Source organism: Comamonas flocculans, assembly GCF_007954405.1.
Lineage (GTDB): Bacteria > Pseudomonadota > Gammaproteobacteria > Burkholderiales > Burkholderiaceae_C > Comamonas_C > Comamonas_C flocculans.
In genome coordinates this window covers 371,667-386,013 of sequence record NZ_CP042344.1, presented here as the reverse complement: position 1 = coordinate 386,013, position 14,347 = coordinate 371,667, and the positions used below count along the sequence as shown (strand labels likewise).

Annotated in this window: 15 protein-coding genes; all 15 read left to right on the top strand. The window is 70.4% G+C overall.

Going from position 1 to position 14,347, the window contains the following annotated elements; all coding sequences use genetic code 11:
* Positions 1–26 precede the first annotated feature (26 nt).
* The 15 genes from uppS to FOZ74_RS01935 all read left to right on the top strand — a co-directional run bounded on the left by uppS (position 27) and on the right by FOZ74_RS01935 (position 14,322).
* Complete coding sequence (uppS, locus tag FOZ74_RS02005) at positions 27–788, top strand: polyprenyl diphosphate synthase (RefSeq protein WP_146911500.1); 762 nt, start codon at positions 27–29, stop codon at positions 786–788.
* Entirely contained in the window at positions 782–1,624 is an 843-nt protein-coding gene (locus FOZ74_RS02000) for a phosphatidate cytidylyltransferase (protein ID WP_146911499.1), read from the top strand. The genes uppS and FOZ74_RS02000 overlap by 7 nt, the downstream gene beginning before the upstream one ends.
* Positions 1,621–2,796 carry a 1-deoxy-D-xylulose-5-phosphate reductoisomerase gene (gene ispC, locus FOZ74_RS01995; protein WP_146911498.1) on the top strand — a complete coding sequence of 392 codons (1,176 nt, stop codon included), beginning with the start codon at positions 1,621–1,623 and terminating at the stop codon, positions 2,794–2,796. The genes FOZ74_RS02000 and ispC overlap by 4 nt, the downstream gene beginning before the upstream one ends.
* Positions 2,797–2,895: 99 nt before the next feature.
* Positions 2,896–4,260: an RIP metalloprotease RseP gene (gene rseP / locus FOZ74_RS01990; RefSeq protein WP_146911497.1), complete on the top strand. Its 1,365-nt coding sequence runs from the start codon at positions 2,896–2,898 to the stop codon at positions 4,258–4,260.
* A 47-nt stretch (positions 4,261–4,307) separates the two neighbouring features.
* Positions 4,308–6,605 carry an outer membrane protein assembly factor BamA gene (bamA, locus tag FOZ74_RS01985; RefSeq protein ID WP_146911496.1) on the top strand — a complete coding sequence of 766 codons (2,298 nt, stop codon included), beginning with the start codon at positions 4,308–4,310 and terminating at the stop codon, positions 6,603–6,605.
* Positions 6,605–7,135 (top strand): OmpH/Skp family outer membrane protein, encoded by a 531-nt coding sequence (locus FOZ74_RS01980; protein WP_146911495.1) that lies wholly within the window; start codon positions 6,605–6,607, stop codon positions 7,133–7,135. The genes bamA and FOZ74_RS01980 overlap by 1 nt, the downstream gene beginning before the upstream one ends.
* A 25-nt stretch (positions 7,136–7,160) precedes the next feature.
* A complete protein-coding gene (gene lpxD / locus FOZ74_RS01975) occupies positions 7,161–8,162 on the top strand; it encodes a UDP-3-O-(3-hydroxymyristoyl)glucosamine N-acyltransferase (protein ID WP_146911494.1) in 1,002 nt (333 codons plus the stop codon).
* Positions 8,159–8,602, top strand: a complete 444-nt coding sequence (fabZ, locus tag FOZ74_RS01970; protein WP_146911493.1) for a 3-hydroxyacyl-ACP dehydratase FabZ — start codon at positions 8,159–8,161, stop codon at positions 8,600–8,602. Before lpxD ends, fabZ begins: the two co-directional genes overlap by 4 nt.
* 15 nt (positions 8,603–8,617) lie before the next feature.
* Positions 8,618–9,406, top strand: coding sequence for an acyl-ACP--UDP-N-acetylglucosamine O-acyltransferase (lpxA, locus tag FOZ74_RS01965; protein WP_146911492.1), 789 nt, complete (start codon positions 8,618–8,620; stop codon positions 9,404–9,406).
* Between the two features lie 5 nt (positions 9,407–9,411).
* Entirely contained in the window at positions 9,412–10,554 is a 1,143-nt protein-coding gene (gene lpxB / locus FOZ74_RS01960) for a lipid-A-disaccharide synthase (RefSeq protein WP_146911491.1), read from the top strand.
* Positions 10,529–11,146, top strand: a complete 618-nt coding sequence (rnhB, locus tag FOZ74_RS01955) for a ribonuclease HII (protein ID WP_146911490.1) — start codon at positions 10,529–10,531, stop codon at positions 11,144–11,146. The genes lpxB and rnhB overlap by 26 nt, the downstream gene beginning before the upstream one ends.
* A complete protein-coding gene (locus FOZ74_RS16225) occupies positions 11,146–12,108 on the top strand; it encodes a TrmH family RNA methyltransferase (protein WP_255437738.1) in 963 nt (320 codons plus the stop codon). The genes rnhB and FOZ74_RS16225 overlap by 1 nt, the downstream gene beginning before the upstream one ends.
* A gap of 73 nt (positions 12,109–12,181) precedes the next feature.
* A complete protein-coding gene (locus FOZ74_RS01945; RefSeq protein ID WP_146911489.1) occupies positions 12,182–12,553 on the top strand; it encodes a DoxX family protein in 372 nt (123 codons plus the stop codon).
* A 39-nt stretch (positions 12,554–12,592) separates the two neighbouring features.
* Positions 12,593–13,441 carry an oxidoreductase gene (locus FOZ74_RS01940; protein WP_146911488.1) on the top strand — a complete coding sequence of 283 codons (849 nt, stop codon included), beginning with the start codon at positions 12,593–12,595 and terminating at the stop codon, positions 13,439–13,441.
* Between the two features lie 251 nt (positions 13,442–13,692).
* A complete protein-coding gene (locus FOZ74_RS01935; RefSeq protein ID WP_146911487.1) occupies positions 13,693–14,322 on the top strand; it encodes a DUF5610 domain-containing protein in 630 nt (209 codons plus the stop codon).
* Positions 14,323–14,347 lie beyond the last annotated feature (25 nt).

The following is a 14,347-nucleotide window of genomic DNA, read 5'->3' as shown; positions in this document are numbered from 1 at the left end:
CGTTCAGCGGCCCGGGCCCGCGCACGATGAGCCTCAACCCGCAACCCCCGCATGCCCATGACGCCGCGGCCGTGCCGCATCACGTCGCGATCGTGATGGACGGCAACGGCCGCTGGGCCCAGCGGCGCCTGCTGCCGCGCCTGGCGGGGCACCGACAGGGCGTGGAGTCGCTGCGCCGCTGCGTCAAGGCCTGCGCCGAACGCGGCGTTCAGGTGCTCACCGTGTTCGCGTTTTCATCGGAAAACTGGAGCCGCCCGCAGGACGAGGTCTCGGGCCTGATGGAGCTCATGGGCAAGGCGCTGCTGCGCGAGGTGCCGCAGCTGGTGCGCGACGGCGTGCGCCTGCATTTCGTGGGCGAGCGCGCCGGCCTGTCCGAGGCCATGCGCGCGGCGCTGGCCCAGGGCGAGGCGGCCAGCGCCGGCGCCACGCGCATGGTGCTCAACGTCTGCTTCAACTACGGCGGGCGCTGGGACATTGCCCAGGCCGCGGCGCGCCTGGCGCGCGAGGGCGCGCAGATCACCGAAGACAGCCTGCAGCGCGCCATGGCGATGGGCCACGTGAGCGACCCCGACCTGCTGGTGCGCACCGGCGGCGAGCTGCGCATCAGCAACTTCCTGCTCTGGCAGGCGGCCTACAGCGAGCTGTACTTCACCGACACGCTCTGGCCTGACTTCGACGAGCAGGCGCTCGATGCGGCCATCGCCGCCTACCGCGCGCGCGAGCGCCGCTTCGGGCGCATCTCCGAACAACTGGCCGCTACCGCGGCGGCCCGGGAGCGCGCATGCTGAAGCAACGCATCCTCACCGCGCTGGTGCTGCTGGCCGTCCTGCTGCCGGCGCTGTTCTACCCGTCCTTCGTGCCGCTGGCCGTGCTCACGCTGGTCTTGATCGCCGCCGGCTGCTGGGAATGGGGCCGCCTCAATGGCCTGGCGCAAGGCCCGGCGCTGGCGCTGGGCGCGCTCGGTGCGCTGCTGTGCGCGACGAGCTGGTGGGCCGGCTGGATCCTTGCCGCGCCGCCCTGGCTCTGGACCCTGGCCGGCGCCGCCTGGGTGGTGCTGGGCGGCTGGCTGCTGGCGCGCGGGGTGGGGCGCTGGCAGGAGGTGGCGCGCGGCCTGCGCCTGCTGGGCGGGCTGCTGGCGCTGTGGCTGGCGTGGCTGGCGATGGCGCGCGCGCGCGCGCTGGGCATCAATTTCCTGCTGTCACTGCTGTGCCTGGTGTGGGCGGCGGACATCTTTGCCTACTTTGCCGGGCGCACTTTCGGGCGGCGCAAGCTCGCGCCCGCCATCAGCCCGGGCAAGAGCTGGGAGGGCGTGTTCGGCGGCATGGCCGGGGTGCTGGTGCTGGCGCTGCTCTGGGCCTGGGCCGACACGCATTGGCAGGCCAGCGTGCCCAGCCTCTACAGCGTGCTGGCCGCGCGCGGGCCGCTGTGGTGGCTGCCGGCGCTGCTCTTTCTGGCGGTGATGAGCGTGGTCGGCGACCTGGTGGAGTCGCTGGTCAAGCGCAGCGCCGGCGCCAAGGACAGCAGCGGCCTGCTGCCCGGGCACGGCGGCGTGCTCGACCGCATCGACGCGCTGCTGCCCACCCTGCCGCTGGCGCTGATGATCACGGAATTCGCCCAAGCATGAAGCAGCGCCTCACGATACTGGGCTCGACCGGCTCCATCGGCACCAACACGCTGGACGTGCTCGCGCGCCACCCCGAGCGCTACGAGGTGTTCGCGCTCAGCGCCGCCACCCGCGTCGATGCGCTGCTGGCGCAGTGCGCGCGCTTCAGGCCGCGCTACGCCGTCATGGCCAGCGGCGCGCATGCGCGCGAGCTGGCCGAAAAACTCAAGGCCAATGGCCTGCCAACCCAGGTGCTGCAAGCGCCGGATGCTCTGGAACAAATAGCATCGCATGCTGAGGTGGACGCGGTCATGGCGGCCATCGTCGGCGCGGCGGGACTGGCGCCCTGCATCGCCGCGGCGCGCGCGGGCAAGCGCCTGCTGCTGGCCAACAAGGAGGCGCTGGTCGTCGGCGGCGAGGTCTTTCTGCGCGCGGTGAAAGAGGGCGGCGCCACGCTGCTGCCGATAGACAGCGAGCACTCGGCCATCTTCCAGAGCCTGCCCGAAGACCGCGGCTGCTGGGCGCGGCGCGTGGACCACGTGCTGCTCACCGCCTCGGGCGGGCCGTTTCGCACGCGCGACCCGGCCACGTTGCGCGACGTCACGCCGGATGAAGCCTGCGCGCATCCCAACTTCGTCATGGGGCGCAAGATTTCGGTTGATTCGGCCACCATGATGAACAAGGCGCTGGAGGTGATCGAAGCGCGCTGGCTGTTTGACTTGGCGCCCGAGCAGATCAAGGTGGTCATCCACCCGCAGCAGATCATCCATTCCATGGTGCAGTTCGTCGACGCGTCCATCATTGCCCAGCTGGGCACGCCCGACATGCGCGTGCCGATTGCCTGCGGCCTGGCCTGGCCCGAGCGCGTGGCCAGCGGCGCCGCGCCGCTGGACTTCAGCCAGCTGGCGGCGCTCACCTTCGAAGAGGCGGACGCGCGGCGTTTCCCCGGCCTGCACCTGTCCTGGCAGGCGCTGGCGGCGCCCCCTGGCACCACCGCGGTGCTCAACGCCGCCAACGAGGTGGCGGTGGCGGCCTTTCTGGCCGGGCGCATCCGCTTCGACCAGATTCATGCGCTCAACCGTGCAACTTTGGAGCGCGTCACGCCCTCCAAGCCGGATTCGCTGGCGGCGCTGCTGGAGCTCGATGCGCACAGCCGGGCGGTGGCAGCCGAGCAGGCCGGGCGCTTGCAATAAGAGAGCTTCCAGCGCTTGCCTCATAAGGGTTTCAGATAGAAAAACATCTGAAACCCGCATGGCACCAGCGCCGGCAGCTTCGTTTTTTGAAACCATGCCATGTTGCTCACCGTCCTTGCCTTTCTCTTCGCGCTGGCGCTGCTGATCGCCGTGCATGAATACGGCCACTACCGCGTGGCCGTGGCCTGCGGCGTCAAGGTGCTGCGCTTTTCCATAGGTTTCGGCAAGCCGCTGCTGCGCTGGCAGCGCAAGGGCTCGCCCACCGAGTTCGTGCTCGCGGCCTTTCCGCTGGGCGGCTACGTGCGCATGCTCGACGAGCGCGAGGCGCCGGTCGCGCCCGAAGAGCGCCACCTGGCCTTCAACAACCGGCCGCTGGCCGCGCGCGCCGCCATCGTCGCCGCCGGCCCGCTGGCCAACCTGGTGCTGGCGGTGCTGCTGTACGCGCTGGTCAACTGGATGGGCGTGATGGAGCCCGCGCCCTACCTGGCGCGGCCCGAACCGCAAACCGTCGCCAGCCTGGCCGGCGTGCAGGGCGGCGAGCAGGTGCTGGCCGCCGCGCTGGGTGACGAAAGCCTGGAGCCGGTGCGCTCCTTCGAAGACCTGCGCTGGCTGCTGGTGCGCGGCGCGCTCGACGGCCAGGACGTGCTGCTGCAGCTGCGCCGCGAAGCCGGCGCCGCGCCCGAGCTGCTGCGCCTGCCGCTGGCCCGGCTCGAGACGCACGAGCCGGACACCGCGCTCTTGCGCCACATCGGCATCACCGGCCCCTTGACGCCCGCGGTGCTGGGCGAGCTCGTGCCCGGCGGCGCCGCCGAGCGCCTGGGCCTGCGCAGCGGCGACGTGGTGCAGCGCATCGGCGCGGCGCGCGTGCACGACGGCCAGCAGCTGCGCGCGCTGATCCGCGCCAGCGTGCAGGACGGCCAGCCGCTGGCCCAGACCTGGCAGATTGAGCGCGGCGGGCGCGTGCTCGACATCCTCGTCACGCCCGAGCTGCGGGTGCAAGACGGCAAGCCGACGGGGCGCATCGGCGCCTGGGTGGGCGGCGCACCCGAGATGCTGATGGTGCGCTACGGCCCCTGGGAAGGCCTGGCACGCGGCGTGCAGCGCACCTGGGAGGTGTCGGCGCTCACCCTGCGCATGATGGGGCGCATGGTGATCGGCCAGGCCTCGGTGAAGAACCTCAGCGGGCCGCTCACCATCGCCGACTACGCGGGCAAGTCGGCGCACATGGGGCTGAGCGCCTACCTGGTGTTCCTGGCGCTGATCAGCGTCAGCCTCGGGGTGCTCAACCTGCTGCCGCTGCCGGTGCTCGATGGCGGGCACCTGATGTATTATCTTTGGGAGGGAGTGACCGGCCGTGGCGTGTCCGACGCCTGGATGGAGCGACTGCAACGTGGTGGCGTCGCACTGCTCCTGGTGATGATGACCATCGCCGTGTTCAACGATTTCACCCGGTTGTTTGGCTGACGTTTTTTGCGCGGGCGCCATCGTGCGGCGGCCAGCACACCTCATTCATGAAAAAACTTTTTCCTCGTCTGGGAGTGCGCACCGCCTTGGCCGCCGCTTCCCTGGTCATCGTGGCGCAGGCGGCCTGGGCGCTGCAGCCTTTCAAGGTGCAGGACATCCGCGTCGACGGCCTGCAGCGCGTCGAGCCGGGGACCATCTTTGCCTCGCTGCCGCTGCGCGTTGGCGACGAGTACACCGACGAGAAAGGCGCGGCCGCGATCCGCGCGCTGTTTGCGCTGGGGCTGTTCAAGGACGTCAAGCTCGAGGCGCAGGGCAACGTGCTGGTGGTCGTCGTCGAAGAGCGCCCGACGGTGGCCGAGGTGGAGTTCTCCGGCATCAAGGAATTCGACAAGGAACAGCTCAGAAAGGCCATGCGCGAGGTCGGCATGGTCGAGGGCCGTGCCTTTGACAAGGCGCTGGCCGACCGCGCCGAGCAGGAGCTCAAGCGCCAGTACATCAACAAGAGCCTGTACGGCGCCGAAGTGGTGACCACCGTCACGCCGGTGGAGCGCAACCGCGTGAACGTCACCTTCACGGTGAACGAGGGCGAGCCCGCGCGCATCAAGGACATCAGCGTCGTGGGCAACCACGCCTTCAGCGAGTCCACGCTCACCGACCTGTTCGACCTGGACACCGGCGGCTGGCTGAGCTGGTACACCAAGAGCGACCGCTATTCGCGCGCCAAGCTCAACGCCGACCTGGAAACCCTGCGCTCCTACTACCTGGCGCGTGGCTACATGGAGTTTCGCATCGACTCCACGCAGGTGGCGATGTCGCCGGACAAGCAGTCCATTTCCATCATCGTCAACATCACCGAGGGGCCGCGCTACGTGGTCTCCGGCGTGACCCTGGCGGGCAACTACCTGGAGCGCGAGGACGAGTTCAAGACCCTGGTCACGATCAAGCCCGGCGAGCCCTACAACGCCGACCAGGTGGCCGACACCACCAAGGCCTTCACCGACCACTTCGGCAGCTTCGGCTTTGCCTTCGCGCGCGTGGAGGCGGTGCCCGAGATCGACCGCGAGAACAACCGCGTGCAGCTGGAGCTGCGCGCCGACCCGGCGCGGCGCGCCTATGTGCGCCGCATCAACCTGGAAGGCAACAACCGCACGCGCGATGAAGTCATCCGCCGCGAATTCCGCCAGTACGAGGCCTCCTGGTACAACGGCGACAAGATCAAGCTCTCGCGCGACCGCGTGGACCGCCTGGGCTACTTCACCGAAGTCACCGTCGAGACGCAGGAAGTGCCGGGCGCGCCCGACCAGGTGGACCTGCTGGTGCACGTGACCGAAAAGCCCACCGGCATGATCCAGCTGGGCGCGGGCTATTCCACGGCGGAAAAGCTCTCGCTCACCTTCGGCATCAAGCAGGACAACGTCTTCGGCTCGGGCAACACCCTGGGCATCGACGTCAACACCGGCAAGTACAACCGCACGCTGGTGGTCTCCACCACCGACCCGTATTTCACCCGGGACGGCGTCTCGCGCACGCTCGACTTCTACTACCGCACCCAGCGCCCCTACCAGTACCAGGGCGGCGACTACAGCCTGGTGACCGAAGGCGGCAGCGTCAAGTTCGGCGTGCCCTTCAGCGAGGTCGATACGGTCTACTTCGGCATCGGGCTGGAGCGCACGCGCATCAAGGCGGGCACCAACATCCCCGCGGCCTATCTGGCCTATGCCGACCGCTACGGCAGCTCCAGCTTCTCGGTGCCGCTGACGCTGGGCTGGTCGCGCGACGATCGCGACAGCGCGCTGGCGCCCAATTCCGGGCGGCTGCAGCGCGTGACGGCCGAGCTGTCGCTCGCCGGCGACGCCCGCTATGCGCGCGCCGGCTACCAGTACCAGCAGTACATCCCGCTGACCAAGCGCTACACCCTGGCCTTCAACGGCGAGATCGACTACGGCAAGGGACTGGGCGGGCGGCCCTTCCCGGTGTTCAAGAACTATTTCTCGGGCGGCCTGGGCTCGGTGCGCGGCTTCGACCAGGGCACGCTCGGTCCGCGCGACGTGACCGGCGCCATCCTGGGCGGCACCAAGAAGATCACCTTCAACACCGAATTCATGGCACCGTTTCCTGGCGCCGGCAACGACCGCACGCTGCGCTGGTTCACCTTCCTCGACGTGGGCAACGTCTACGGCGACAACGAGCCGTGGTCGCTGCGCGACCTGCGCGCCTCGGTGGGCGTCGGCCTGAGCTGGATCTCGCCGCTGGGGCCGCTGCGCCTGGCCTGGGGCCAGCCCATACGCAAATTCCCGGGCGATAAAATCCAGCGCCTGCAATTCCAGATCGGAACCTCTTTCTAATGCTCGTCAAAACCCAACTCTCTCGCGGTCTTTCCGTCCTTGCCGTCCTTGCCTGCCTGGCCGCCGCCCCCGTGGCAGCCCAGGCGCAAAGCTTCAAGGCCGGCTTCGTCAATACCGACCGCATCCTGCGCGAGGCCGAGCCGGCCAAGGCAGCGCAAACCAAGCTGGAGGCGGAGTTTTCCAAGCGCGACAAGGAATTGCGCGACTCGGCCGCGGCGCTCAAGAGCGCCTCGGACAAGTTCGAGCGCGACGCACCCACCATGTCCGAGAGCCAGCGCCAGGCACGCCAGCGCCAGCTCGCCGACCAGGATCGTGATCTGCAGCGCAAGAACCGCGAGTTCCAGGAAGACCTGAACGCACGCAAGAACGAAGAGCTTGCCCAGGTGCTGGACAAGGCCAACCGCGTGGTGCGCCAGCTGGCCGAATCGGAAAACTACGACGTCATCCTGCAGGAAGCCGTCTACGTCAACCCCAAGCACGACATTACCGACAAGGTCCTCAAGGCCATGAACGGCAACGGGGCCAAATAGGCGGCCAGCGCCTGGGGATCGGGGCGTGAGCTTGCGCCTGGGTGACATCGTCGATGCCCTGGGCGGCAGCCTTGAGGGGGGCGCACGCGACACGCGCATCGAGCGCATCGCGCCGCTGCAATCGGCCGGGCCGGCCGACCTCTCCTTCCTGAACAACCCGCGCTATGCGGCGCAGCTGGCCACGAGCCGCGCGGCCTGCGTCATCGTCGCGCCGGCGCTGCGCGGGCAGGCGCTGGCGCGCGGCGCCTGCATCGTCACGCCGGACCCCTACGCCTACTTTGCGCGCGCCACCCAGCTGTGGGCGCGAACGCAGGGCCTTGCGCCGGCGCCCGGCATACACCCCAGCGCCGTGGTCCACCCCGAGGCGCGCGTGGCTGCCAGCGCCAGCATAGGGCCGCTGTGCGTGGTCGAGCGCGGCGCGGTGGTGGGCGAGCACACGGTGCTCAAGTCGCGCGTGAGCGTGGGCGAGCGCTGCCGCATCGGCGCGCGCTGCATCCTGCACCCTGGCGTGGTGATCGGCGCGGACGGCTTCGGCTTTGCGCCCGAAGGCGGCGCCTGGCTCAAGATCGAGCAGCTGGGCGCGGTGGTGATCGGCGACGACGTGGAGATCGGCGCCAATACCTGCATAGACCGCGGCGCGCTCGAGGATACGGTGATCGAGGACGGCGTGAAGCTCGACAACCTGATCCAGATCGCGCACAACGTGCGCATCGGGCGCCACACGGCCATGGCCGGCTGCACCGCGGTGGCCGGCAGCACGCAGATCGGCGCGCACTGCACCATCGCGGGGGCGGCCTCCATCATCGGGCACCTGAGCATTGCCGAGCGCACCCACATCTCGACCAACACCGTGGTGATGCGCTCCATCACCCAACCCGGCGGCCATTACACCGGCGTCTTCCCCATGGATGACAATGCGCACTGGGAAAAGAACGCCGCCACGCTGCGCCAGCTCTACCGGCTGCGCGAGCGCGTGAAGGCCCTGGAACAACAACGGCAGGACGATTCCGGATCGCTAGAACAATGATGGACATTCAATACATACTCAAGCAATTGCCCCACCGCTATCCCTTTCTGCTGGTGGACAAGGTGCTGGAGCTGGAGCCCAACCAACGCATCCGTGCGGTCAAGAACGTCACCTTCAACGAACCCTTCTTCACCGGCCACTTTCCCGGCCGCCCGGTCATGCCCGGGGTGCTCATCCTCGAAGCGCTGGCCCAGGCCGCCGGCCTGCTGGCCTTCGACGCCATGGGCCAGGTGCCCGACGAAAACAACATCTACTACTTCGTCGGCATCGACGGCGCGCGTTTCAAGCGCCCGGTGGAGCCGGGTGATCAGCTGCTGCTGGACGTCAACATCGACCGGGTGCGCGGCGGCATCTGGCGCTTCAACGCCGTGGGCCGCGTGGGCGAGGAGGTGGCCGCGGAAGCCCAGCTCATGTGCACCATGCGCCACGTGGGCGACTGACGCGGCCCGCCCGAAGTGAGCCTGATACATCCCACGGCCCTCGTCGACCCGGCGGCTGAACTGGCCGCCGACGTCAGCGTCGGCCCCTACGCCGTGATCGGCCCGCAGGTGCGCCTGGGCGCGCGCACCAGCGTGGGCGCGCACTGCGTGATCGAGGGGCGCACCACCGTGGGCGAGGACTGCCGCATCTTCCAGTTCTGCTCGCTGGGCGCGGTGCCGCAGGACAAGAAATACGCCGGCGAGCCCACGCGCCTGACGATCGGCGCGCGCAACACCATCCGCGAGTTCTGCACCTTCAACCTCGGTACCGCGCAGGACCGTGGCGTGACCGCCATAGGCGACGACAACTGGATCATGGCCTACGTGCACATCGCGCACGATTGCGTGGTGGGCAACCAGACCATCCTGGCGAACAACGCCCAGCTGGCCGGCCACGTGCAGGTGGGCGACTGGGCCATCGTCGGCGGCCTGACCGGCGTGCACCAGTTCAGCCACATCGGCGCGCACGCCATGGCCGGTTTCGGCAGCCACATCGCCCAGGACGTGCCGCCCTTCATGATGGTGGACGGCCACCCGCTGGCGGTGCGCGGGCTCAACGTCGAAGGCTTGCGCCGGCGCGGTTTTTCCGCCGAGCGCATCGCGCTGCTCAAGCTCGCCTACCGCGTGCTCTACCGCGAGGGCCACACGCTGGCCCAGGCACTGGCGCAGATCGACGAGCTGGCGGGCACCCACCCCGATTCCGAGGCCGACCTGACGCTGCTGAGCGACTTCCTGCGCAGCGCCACGCGCGGCATCGTGCGCTGAAGGCCATGCAGGGCAGCCCGCGCATCGCGCTGGTCGCGGGCGAAACCTCGGGCGACCTGCTTGCCGGCCTGCTGCTTGGCGGCCTGCGCGCGCGCTGGCCGGGCCTGGCCAGCATGGGCATAGGCGGGCCGCGCATGGCGCAGCAGGGCTTTGACGCCTGGTGGGACAGCGAGCGCCTGGCGGTGCACGGCTTCAGCCCCGAGCTGCTGTGGCGCCTGGCGGGCATCGTGCGCATCCGCAGCCAGTTGCGCGCGCGCCTGCTCGCGCAGCGCCCCGATGTCTTCATCGGCGTGGATGCGCCCGACTTCAACCTCGGGCTGGAGGCGCGCCTGCGCGGCGCCGGCATCAAGACCGCGCACTTCGTCTGCCCCTCGATCTGGGCCTGGCGGCCCGAGCGGGTGGAAAAGATCCGCGCCGCCGCCGACCACGTGCTCTGCCTCTTCCCCTTTGAGCCCGAACTGCTGGCGCGCCACGGCATCGCGGCCAGCTACGTCGGCCATCCGCTGGCCAGCCTCATCCCCATGGCGCCCGACCGCGCCGCCGCCCGCGCCGCCCTGGGCCTGTCGCCCGACGCCCCGGTGCTTGCCGTGCTGCCCGGCAGCCGCCGCGCCGAGGTCGCCCATCTGGCTTCGGTATTCTTTCAGGCTGCAGCCCATGTGCAGCAAGCGCTGCCAGCCATGCAAATCGTAGTGCCTGCGGTGCCGGCGCTGCACCAAGGCCTGCGCCGGATCGCCCAGCGGACGGGCATGGCCGGGCGCATCACCCTCGTTCCCGGCCGCTCGCACGAGGTGCTGGCCGCCTGCGACCTGACGCTGATCGCCAGCGGCACCGCCACGCTGGAGGCGGCGCTGTTCAAGCGCCCCATGGTCATCGCCTACCGCGTGCACCCGCTCAGCTACCGCCTGATGCGGCCCAGGCAACTGCAGCCCTGGGTGGGCCTGCCCAACATCCTGTGCCAGGACTTCGTCGTGCCCGAGCTGCTGCAGGACGCGGCCACGCCCCGCGCGCTGGCCGATGCGCTGCTGCAATGGCTGCACACGCCCGAGCGGGTGGACGCTCTGCAACAGCGCTTCACCGCCCTGCACGAAAGCCTGCGCCGCGACACCGCGCGGCTTGCGGCCGATGCCATCGGGGGCCTGCTTGCCTGAACAGGCCACGCTGGACTTCAGCGCGCCCGGCCTCGTCGCCGGCGTGGACGAGGCCGGGCGCGGCCCGCTGGCCGGCCCGGTGGTGGCCGCGGCCGTCGTCCTGGACCCCGCGCGGCCCATCGCCGGCCTGGCCGACTCCAAGGCCTTGAGCGCCGCCCGGCGCGAGGCCTTGTTCACGCAGATCCAGGCGCAGGCCCTGTGCTTTTGCATTGCCCAGGCCAGCCGCGAGGAAATCGACCGCCTGAACATCCTGCAGGCCACGCTGCTGGCCATGCGCCGCGCCGTCGAGGGCCTGGCCACGCAGCCCGCGCGCGTGCTGGTCGACGGCAACCGCCTGCCGCGCCTGGCCATCCCGGCCGAGGCCATCGTCAGGGGCGACGCCACGGTGGCCGCCATCTCCGCCGCCTCCATCCTCGCCAAGGTCACGCGCGACCGCTGGTGCGCCGGTTTGCATGCGCGCTATCCACACTACGGCTTCGACCGGCACAAGGGCTATGGCACGGCCGAGCACCTCGCGGCGCTGCAGGAATACGGTGCCTGCCCCGAGCACCGCCGCTCCTTCGCCCCCGTGGCCCGCGTTCTGGAGCCGTGATGAAACCGCTGCAACCCATCCTCATCCAGTCGCGCGACAACCCGCTCATCAAGCAGCTGCGCCGCCTGGCGCAGGAGAGCGGCGCCTACCGCAAGCAGGGCCGTGTCTGGATCGAGGGCGAGCATCTGTGCAGCGCCGCGCGGCTGCGTGGCTGGCGGCCCGAGGTGGTGGTCTGCGCGGAGTCGGTCTGGCACGCGCGGGGGGGCGCTCATGCTTCCTTCACCGAAGGGGGGCAGGCCCCTCACCCCTGCCTCTCCCCGAAGGGGCGAGGGCGATCGGCCGCGCCGGATTTGCCCCCTCTCCCTCCGGAAGAGGACAGGGGTGAGGGCTGGCCTTCCACAGACCCCGGCGGATATTCAAAGCCAAATCAGCCCCAAACGCTTGCCCCGCAAGCGCTGACAGCTATCAAGACAGTAGTCGTCCCCGACGTCCTCTGGCGCGAATTCACCGCGCTCGAATCGCCCGCAGGCATGGGCTACGTCCTCGGCCTGCCCGAGGCCCCCGCGCTGCTGCCCGGCGCTCCCACCGTGGTGCTGGACCGCGTGCAGGACGCGGGCAACGTCGGCTCCATCCTGCGCAGCAGCGCGGCTTTTGGCTTCACGCAGATCGCGGCGCTCAAGGGCACGGCGCTGCTGTGGTCGCCCAAGGTGCTGCGCGCGGGCATGGGCGCGCACTTTGCGCTGCGGCTGGTGGAAGGGCTGGAGCTGGCCGCGCTGGATGCGCTTGCCGTGCCCTTGCTTGCCACCAGCTCGCACCAGGGCGAATGGCTGCACCGCGCCCGCCTGCCCTGGCCCTGCGGCTGGCTGCTGGGGCATGAAGGGCAGGGCGTCTCGCCCGCGCTGCAGGCGCGCGCGGCCTGCCACATCCGCATCGCCCAGCCCGGCGGCGAGGAGTCGCTCAACGTCGCCGCCGCCGCGGCCATCTGCCTGCACGCCAGCGCGGCGCTGCAGGCCGGCGCGTAAGCCCCTACACTGCACCTTCGCCTGCCGCTTCGGGGTTCTTGTGGCGGCGGCCGTCGGCCCGAAAGGAGTTCGCATGCCTGTGAATGCTTCCACCCTGCGCCCCTATGCGCTGGCGCTGCTGCGCGTGACGGCGGCCTACATGTTCTTCCTGCACGGCGCGATGAAGCTGCTGGGCGGCGTGCCCTGGGTCTCGCTGCAGGGCCTGGCGATGGGGCTGGAGCTGGTGGGGGGCGCGCTGCTGGTGCTCGGCCTGTTCGTGCGGCCCGTGGCTTTCATTCTTTCGGGTGAAATGGCCTTCGCCTACTTCATCGCGCACGCCTCGGCCAGCAACTTCTGGCTGCCGCTCAAGAACCACGGCGAATCGGCCGCGCTGTTCTGCTTCATCTTCCTGTACCTGGCCGCGGCGGGCGGGGGCGCGTTCGCGCTCGACGGGCGCCGCCGCTGAGGGCCGGGACCGGGCGCACTCGCACCGCTGAAGGCAGACATGGCCCCGGCCATCGCCACCCCCATCTGGTTCATCACCGGCTGCTCCAGCGGCCTGGGGCGCGCCGCGGCCGAAGAGGTGCTGGCACGCGGCTGGCGCGCCGCCGTCACCGCGCGCCGCGTCGAGAGCATCGAGCCGCTGGCCCGCAAATACCCCGAGGCCGCGCTCGCCCTCACGCTGGACGTCACCCGGCCGGCGCAGATCAGCGCCGCCGTGGCCGCGGCCGAGCGGCGCTTCGGCGGCATCGACGTGCTGCTGAACAACGCCGGCTATGGCTACCAGGCCTCGGTCGAAGAGGGCGAGGAGGCGCAGATCCGCGCGCTGTTCGACGCCAACGTCTTCGGCCTGTTCGCGCTCACGCGCGCGGTGCTGCCGCTGATGCGCCGCCAGCGCCGCGGCCATGTGTTCAACATCAGCTCGGTGTCCGGCCTCTCGGGCTTTGCCGCCTCGGGCTATTACGCGGCCAGCAAGCATGCGGTGGAGGGCTGGGCCGATTCGCTGGCGGTGGAATGCAACCCGCTGGGCATCCGCGTCACCTGTGTCGAGCCGGGGCCGTTTCGCACCGACTGGGCCGGGCGCTCGCTGCAGCGCACGCCCAGCGCCATCGCCGACTATGCCGACAGCGTGGGCGCGCGCATGCGCCAGACCGAAGGCTACAGCGGCAAGCAGCCGGGCGACCCGCGCCGCGCCGCGCGCCTCATTGCCGAGCTCAGCCAGCACGCCCAGCCGCCGCGCAACATCGCGCTGGGCGCGCGCGCGGTGCAGATGGGTGCGCTGCGCCTGAAGGCCAAGCTGGCGGACATCGAGCGCTGGGCGCCCGAGGGCCTGCGCACCGACTACGAGGACTGATGCGGCGGGGCCGCCAGGCCCGCCGCTGCCCGGGCAGCCGCCGCCGGCGCAGGCGCCAGAGCGGGCAGCGCGCTCGGTGTCGGGTATCCGGCGCTGGAGACCGGCAGGCGCCTGCGCGGCGGCCTGAAAAGGCGTGCGGGCGCGCACCATGGCGGAAACGCGAAGGCGGCCCTGCCACGGATCGGCCCTCAAGAAAGCCGGAAAAGCGCCGATAACACAGGCTAGTTCCGTCGTTCAGCTGGAGTCTTGCCATGGCCACCCTTTCCGCCCTCGGCGCGGCAGCGGCGCAGCCCGTGCCCGCCAACCGCCTGCCGTCCGCCGCATCCGACACGCCGCCGGCCGCCGCCGGGCCCGCGGCCGATGCCGCGCCCCGGGACCAGCGCGCGCGCCTGAACGCGCAGATCCTGCAGGCCTCGCTGGAGGTTTCGCTCAAGGCGGGCGACGACGCCACCGCGCTGCTCTACCGCAGCGCGATCGACCGCATCAACGAACTGCTCGCGCCCGAATTCGGCCCCGGCGCACTGCAGGCCGCCTCGGCGCAGGACCACAGCCCCGCGGCCACCGCCGGGCGCATCGTCGCGCTGTCCACCGCCTTCTTCGACCGCTACGCCGCGCAGCACGCGGGCGAAGACCCCGAGGCCGTGGTGCGCAACTTCATGAAGCTGATCCGCTCCGGTTTCGAGCAAGGCTATGGCGAAGCCCGGGACATCCTGAGCGGCCTGGGCGTGATGGACGAGGGCAGCGCTATCGCCGAGGGCGTGCAACAGACCTACGCGCTGGTGCAACAGGGCTATGACGACTTTCTGGCCAGCCGCCTGGCCGCGCTGAACGGTGGCACTGCGGCAGGCGAAGCGCCCGATGCCGCCAGAAGCGCCCCGTAGCCCGCGGCGGTGCGGCGGTAGATTT

Coding starts and splice junctions, on each gene's coding strand:
- uppS (WP_146911500.1), top strand. CDS start 27: ATGAGCCTCAACCCGCAACCCCCGCATGCCCATGACGCCGCGGCCGTG.
- FOZ74_RS02000 (WP_146911499.1), top strand. CDS start 782: ATGCTGAAGCAACGCATCCTCACCGCGCTGGTGCTGCTGGCCGTCCTG.
- ispC (WP_146911498.1), top strand. CDS start 1,621: ATGAAGCAGCGCCTCACGATACTGGGCTCGACCGGCTCCATCGGCACC.
- rseP (WP_146911497.1), top strand. CDS start 2,896: ATGTTGCTCACCGTCCTTGCCTTTCTCTTCGCGCTGGCGCTGCTGATC.
- bamA (WP_146911496.1), top strand. CDS start 4,308: ATGAAAAAACTTTTTCCTCGTCTGGGAGTGCGCACCGCCTTGGCCGCC.
- FOZ74_RS01980 (WP_146911495.1), top strand. CDS start 6,605: ATGCTCGTCAAAACCCAACTCTCTCGCGGTCTTTCCGTCCTTGCCGTC.
- fabZ (WP_146911493.1), top strand. CDS start 8,159: ATGATGGACATTCAATACATACTCAAGCAATTGCCCCACCGCTATCCC.
- lpxB (WP_146911491.1), top strand. CDS start 9,412: ATGCAGGGCAGCCCGCGCATCGCGCTGGTCGCGGGCGAAACCTCGGGC.
- rnhB (WP_146911490.1), top strand. CDS start 10,529: ATGCCATCGGGGGCCTGCTTGCCTGAACAGGCCACGCTGGACTTCAGC.
- FOZ74_RS16225 (WP_255437738.1), top strand. CDS start 11,146: ATGAAACCGCTGCAACCCATCCTCATCCAGTCGCGCGACAACCCGCTC.
- FOZ74_RS01945 (WP_146911489.1), top strand. CDS start 12,182: ATGCCTGTGAATGCTTCCACCCTGCGCCCCTATGCGCTGGCGCTGCTG.
- FOZ74_RS01940 (WP_146911488.1), top strand. CDS start 12,593: ATGGCCCCGGCCATCGCCACCCCCATCTGGTTCATCACCGGCTGCTCC.
- FOZ74_RS01935 (WP_146911487.1), top strand. CDS start 13,693: ATGGCCACCCTTTCCGCCCTCGGCGCGGCAGCGGCGCAGCCCGTGCCC.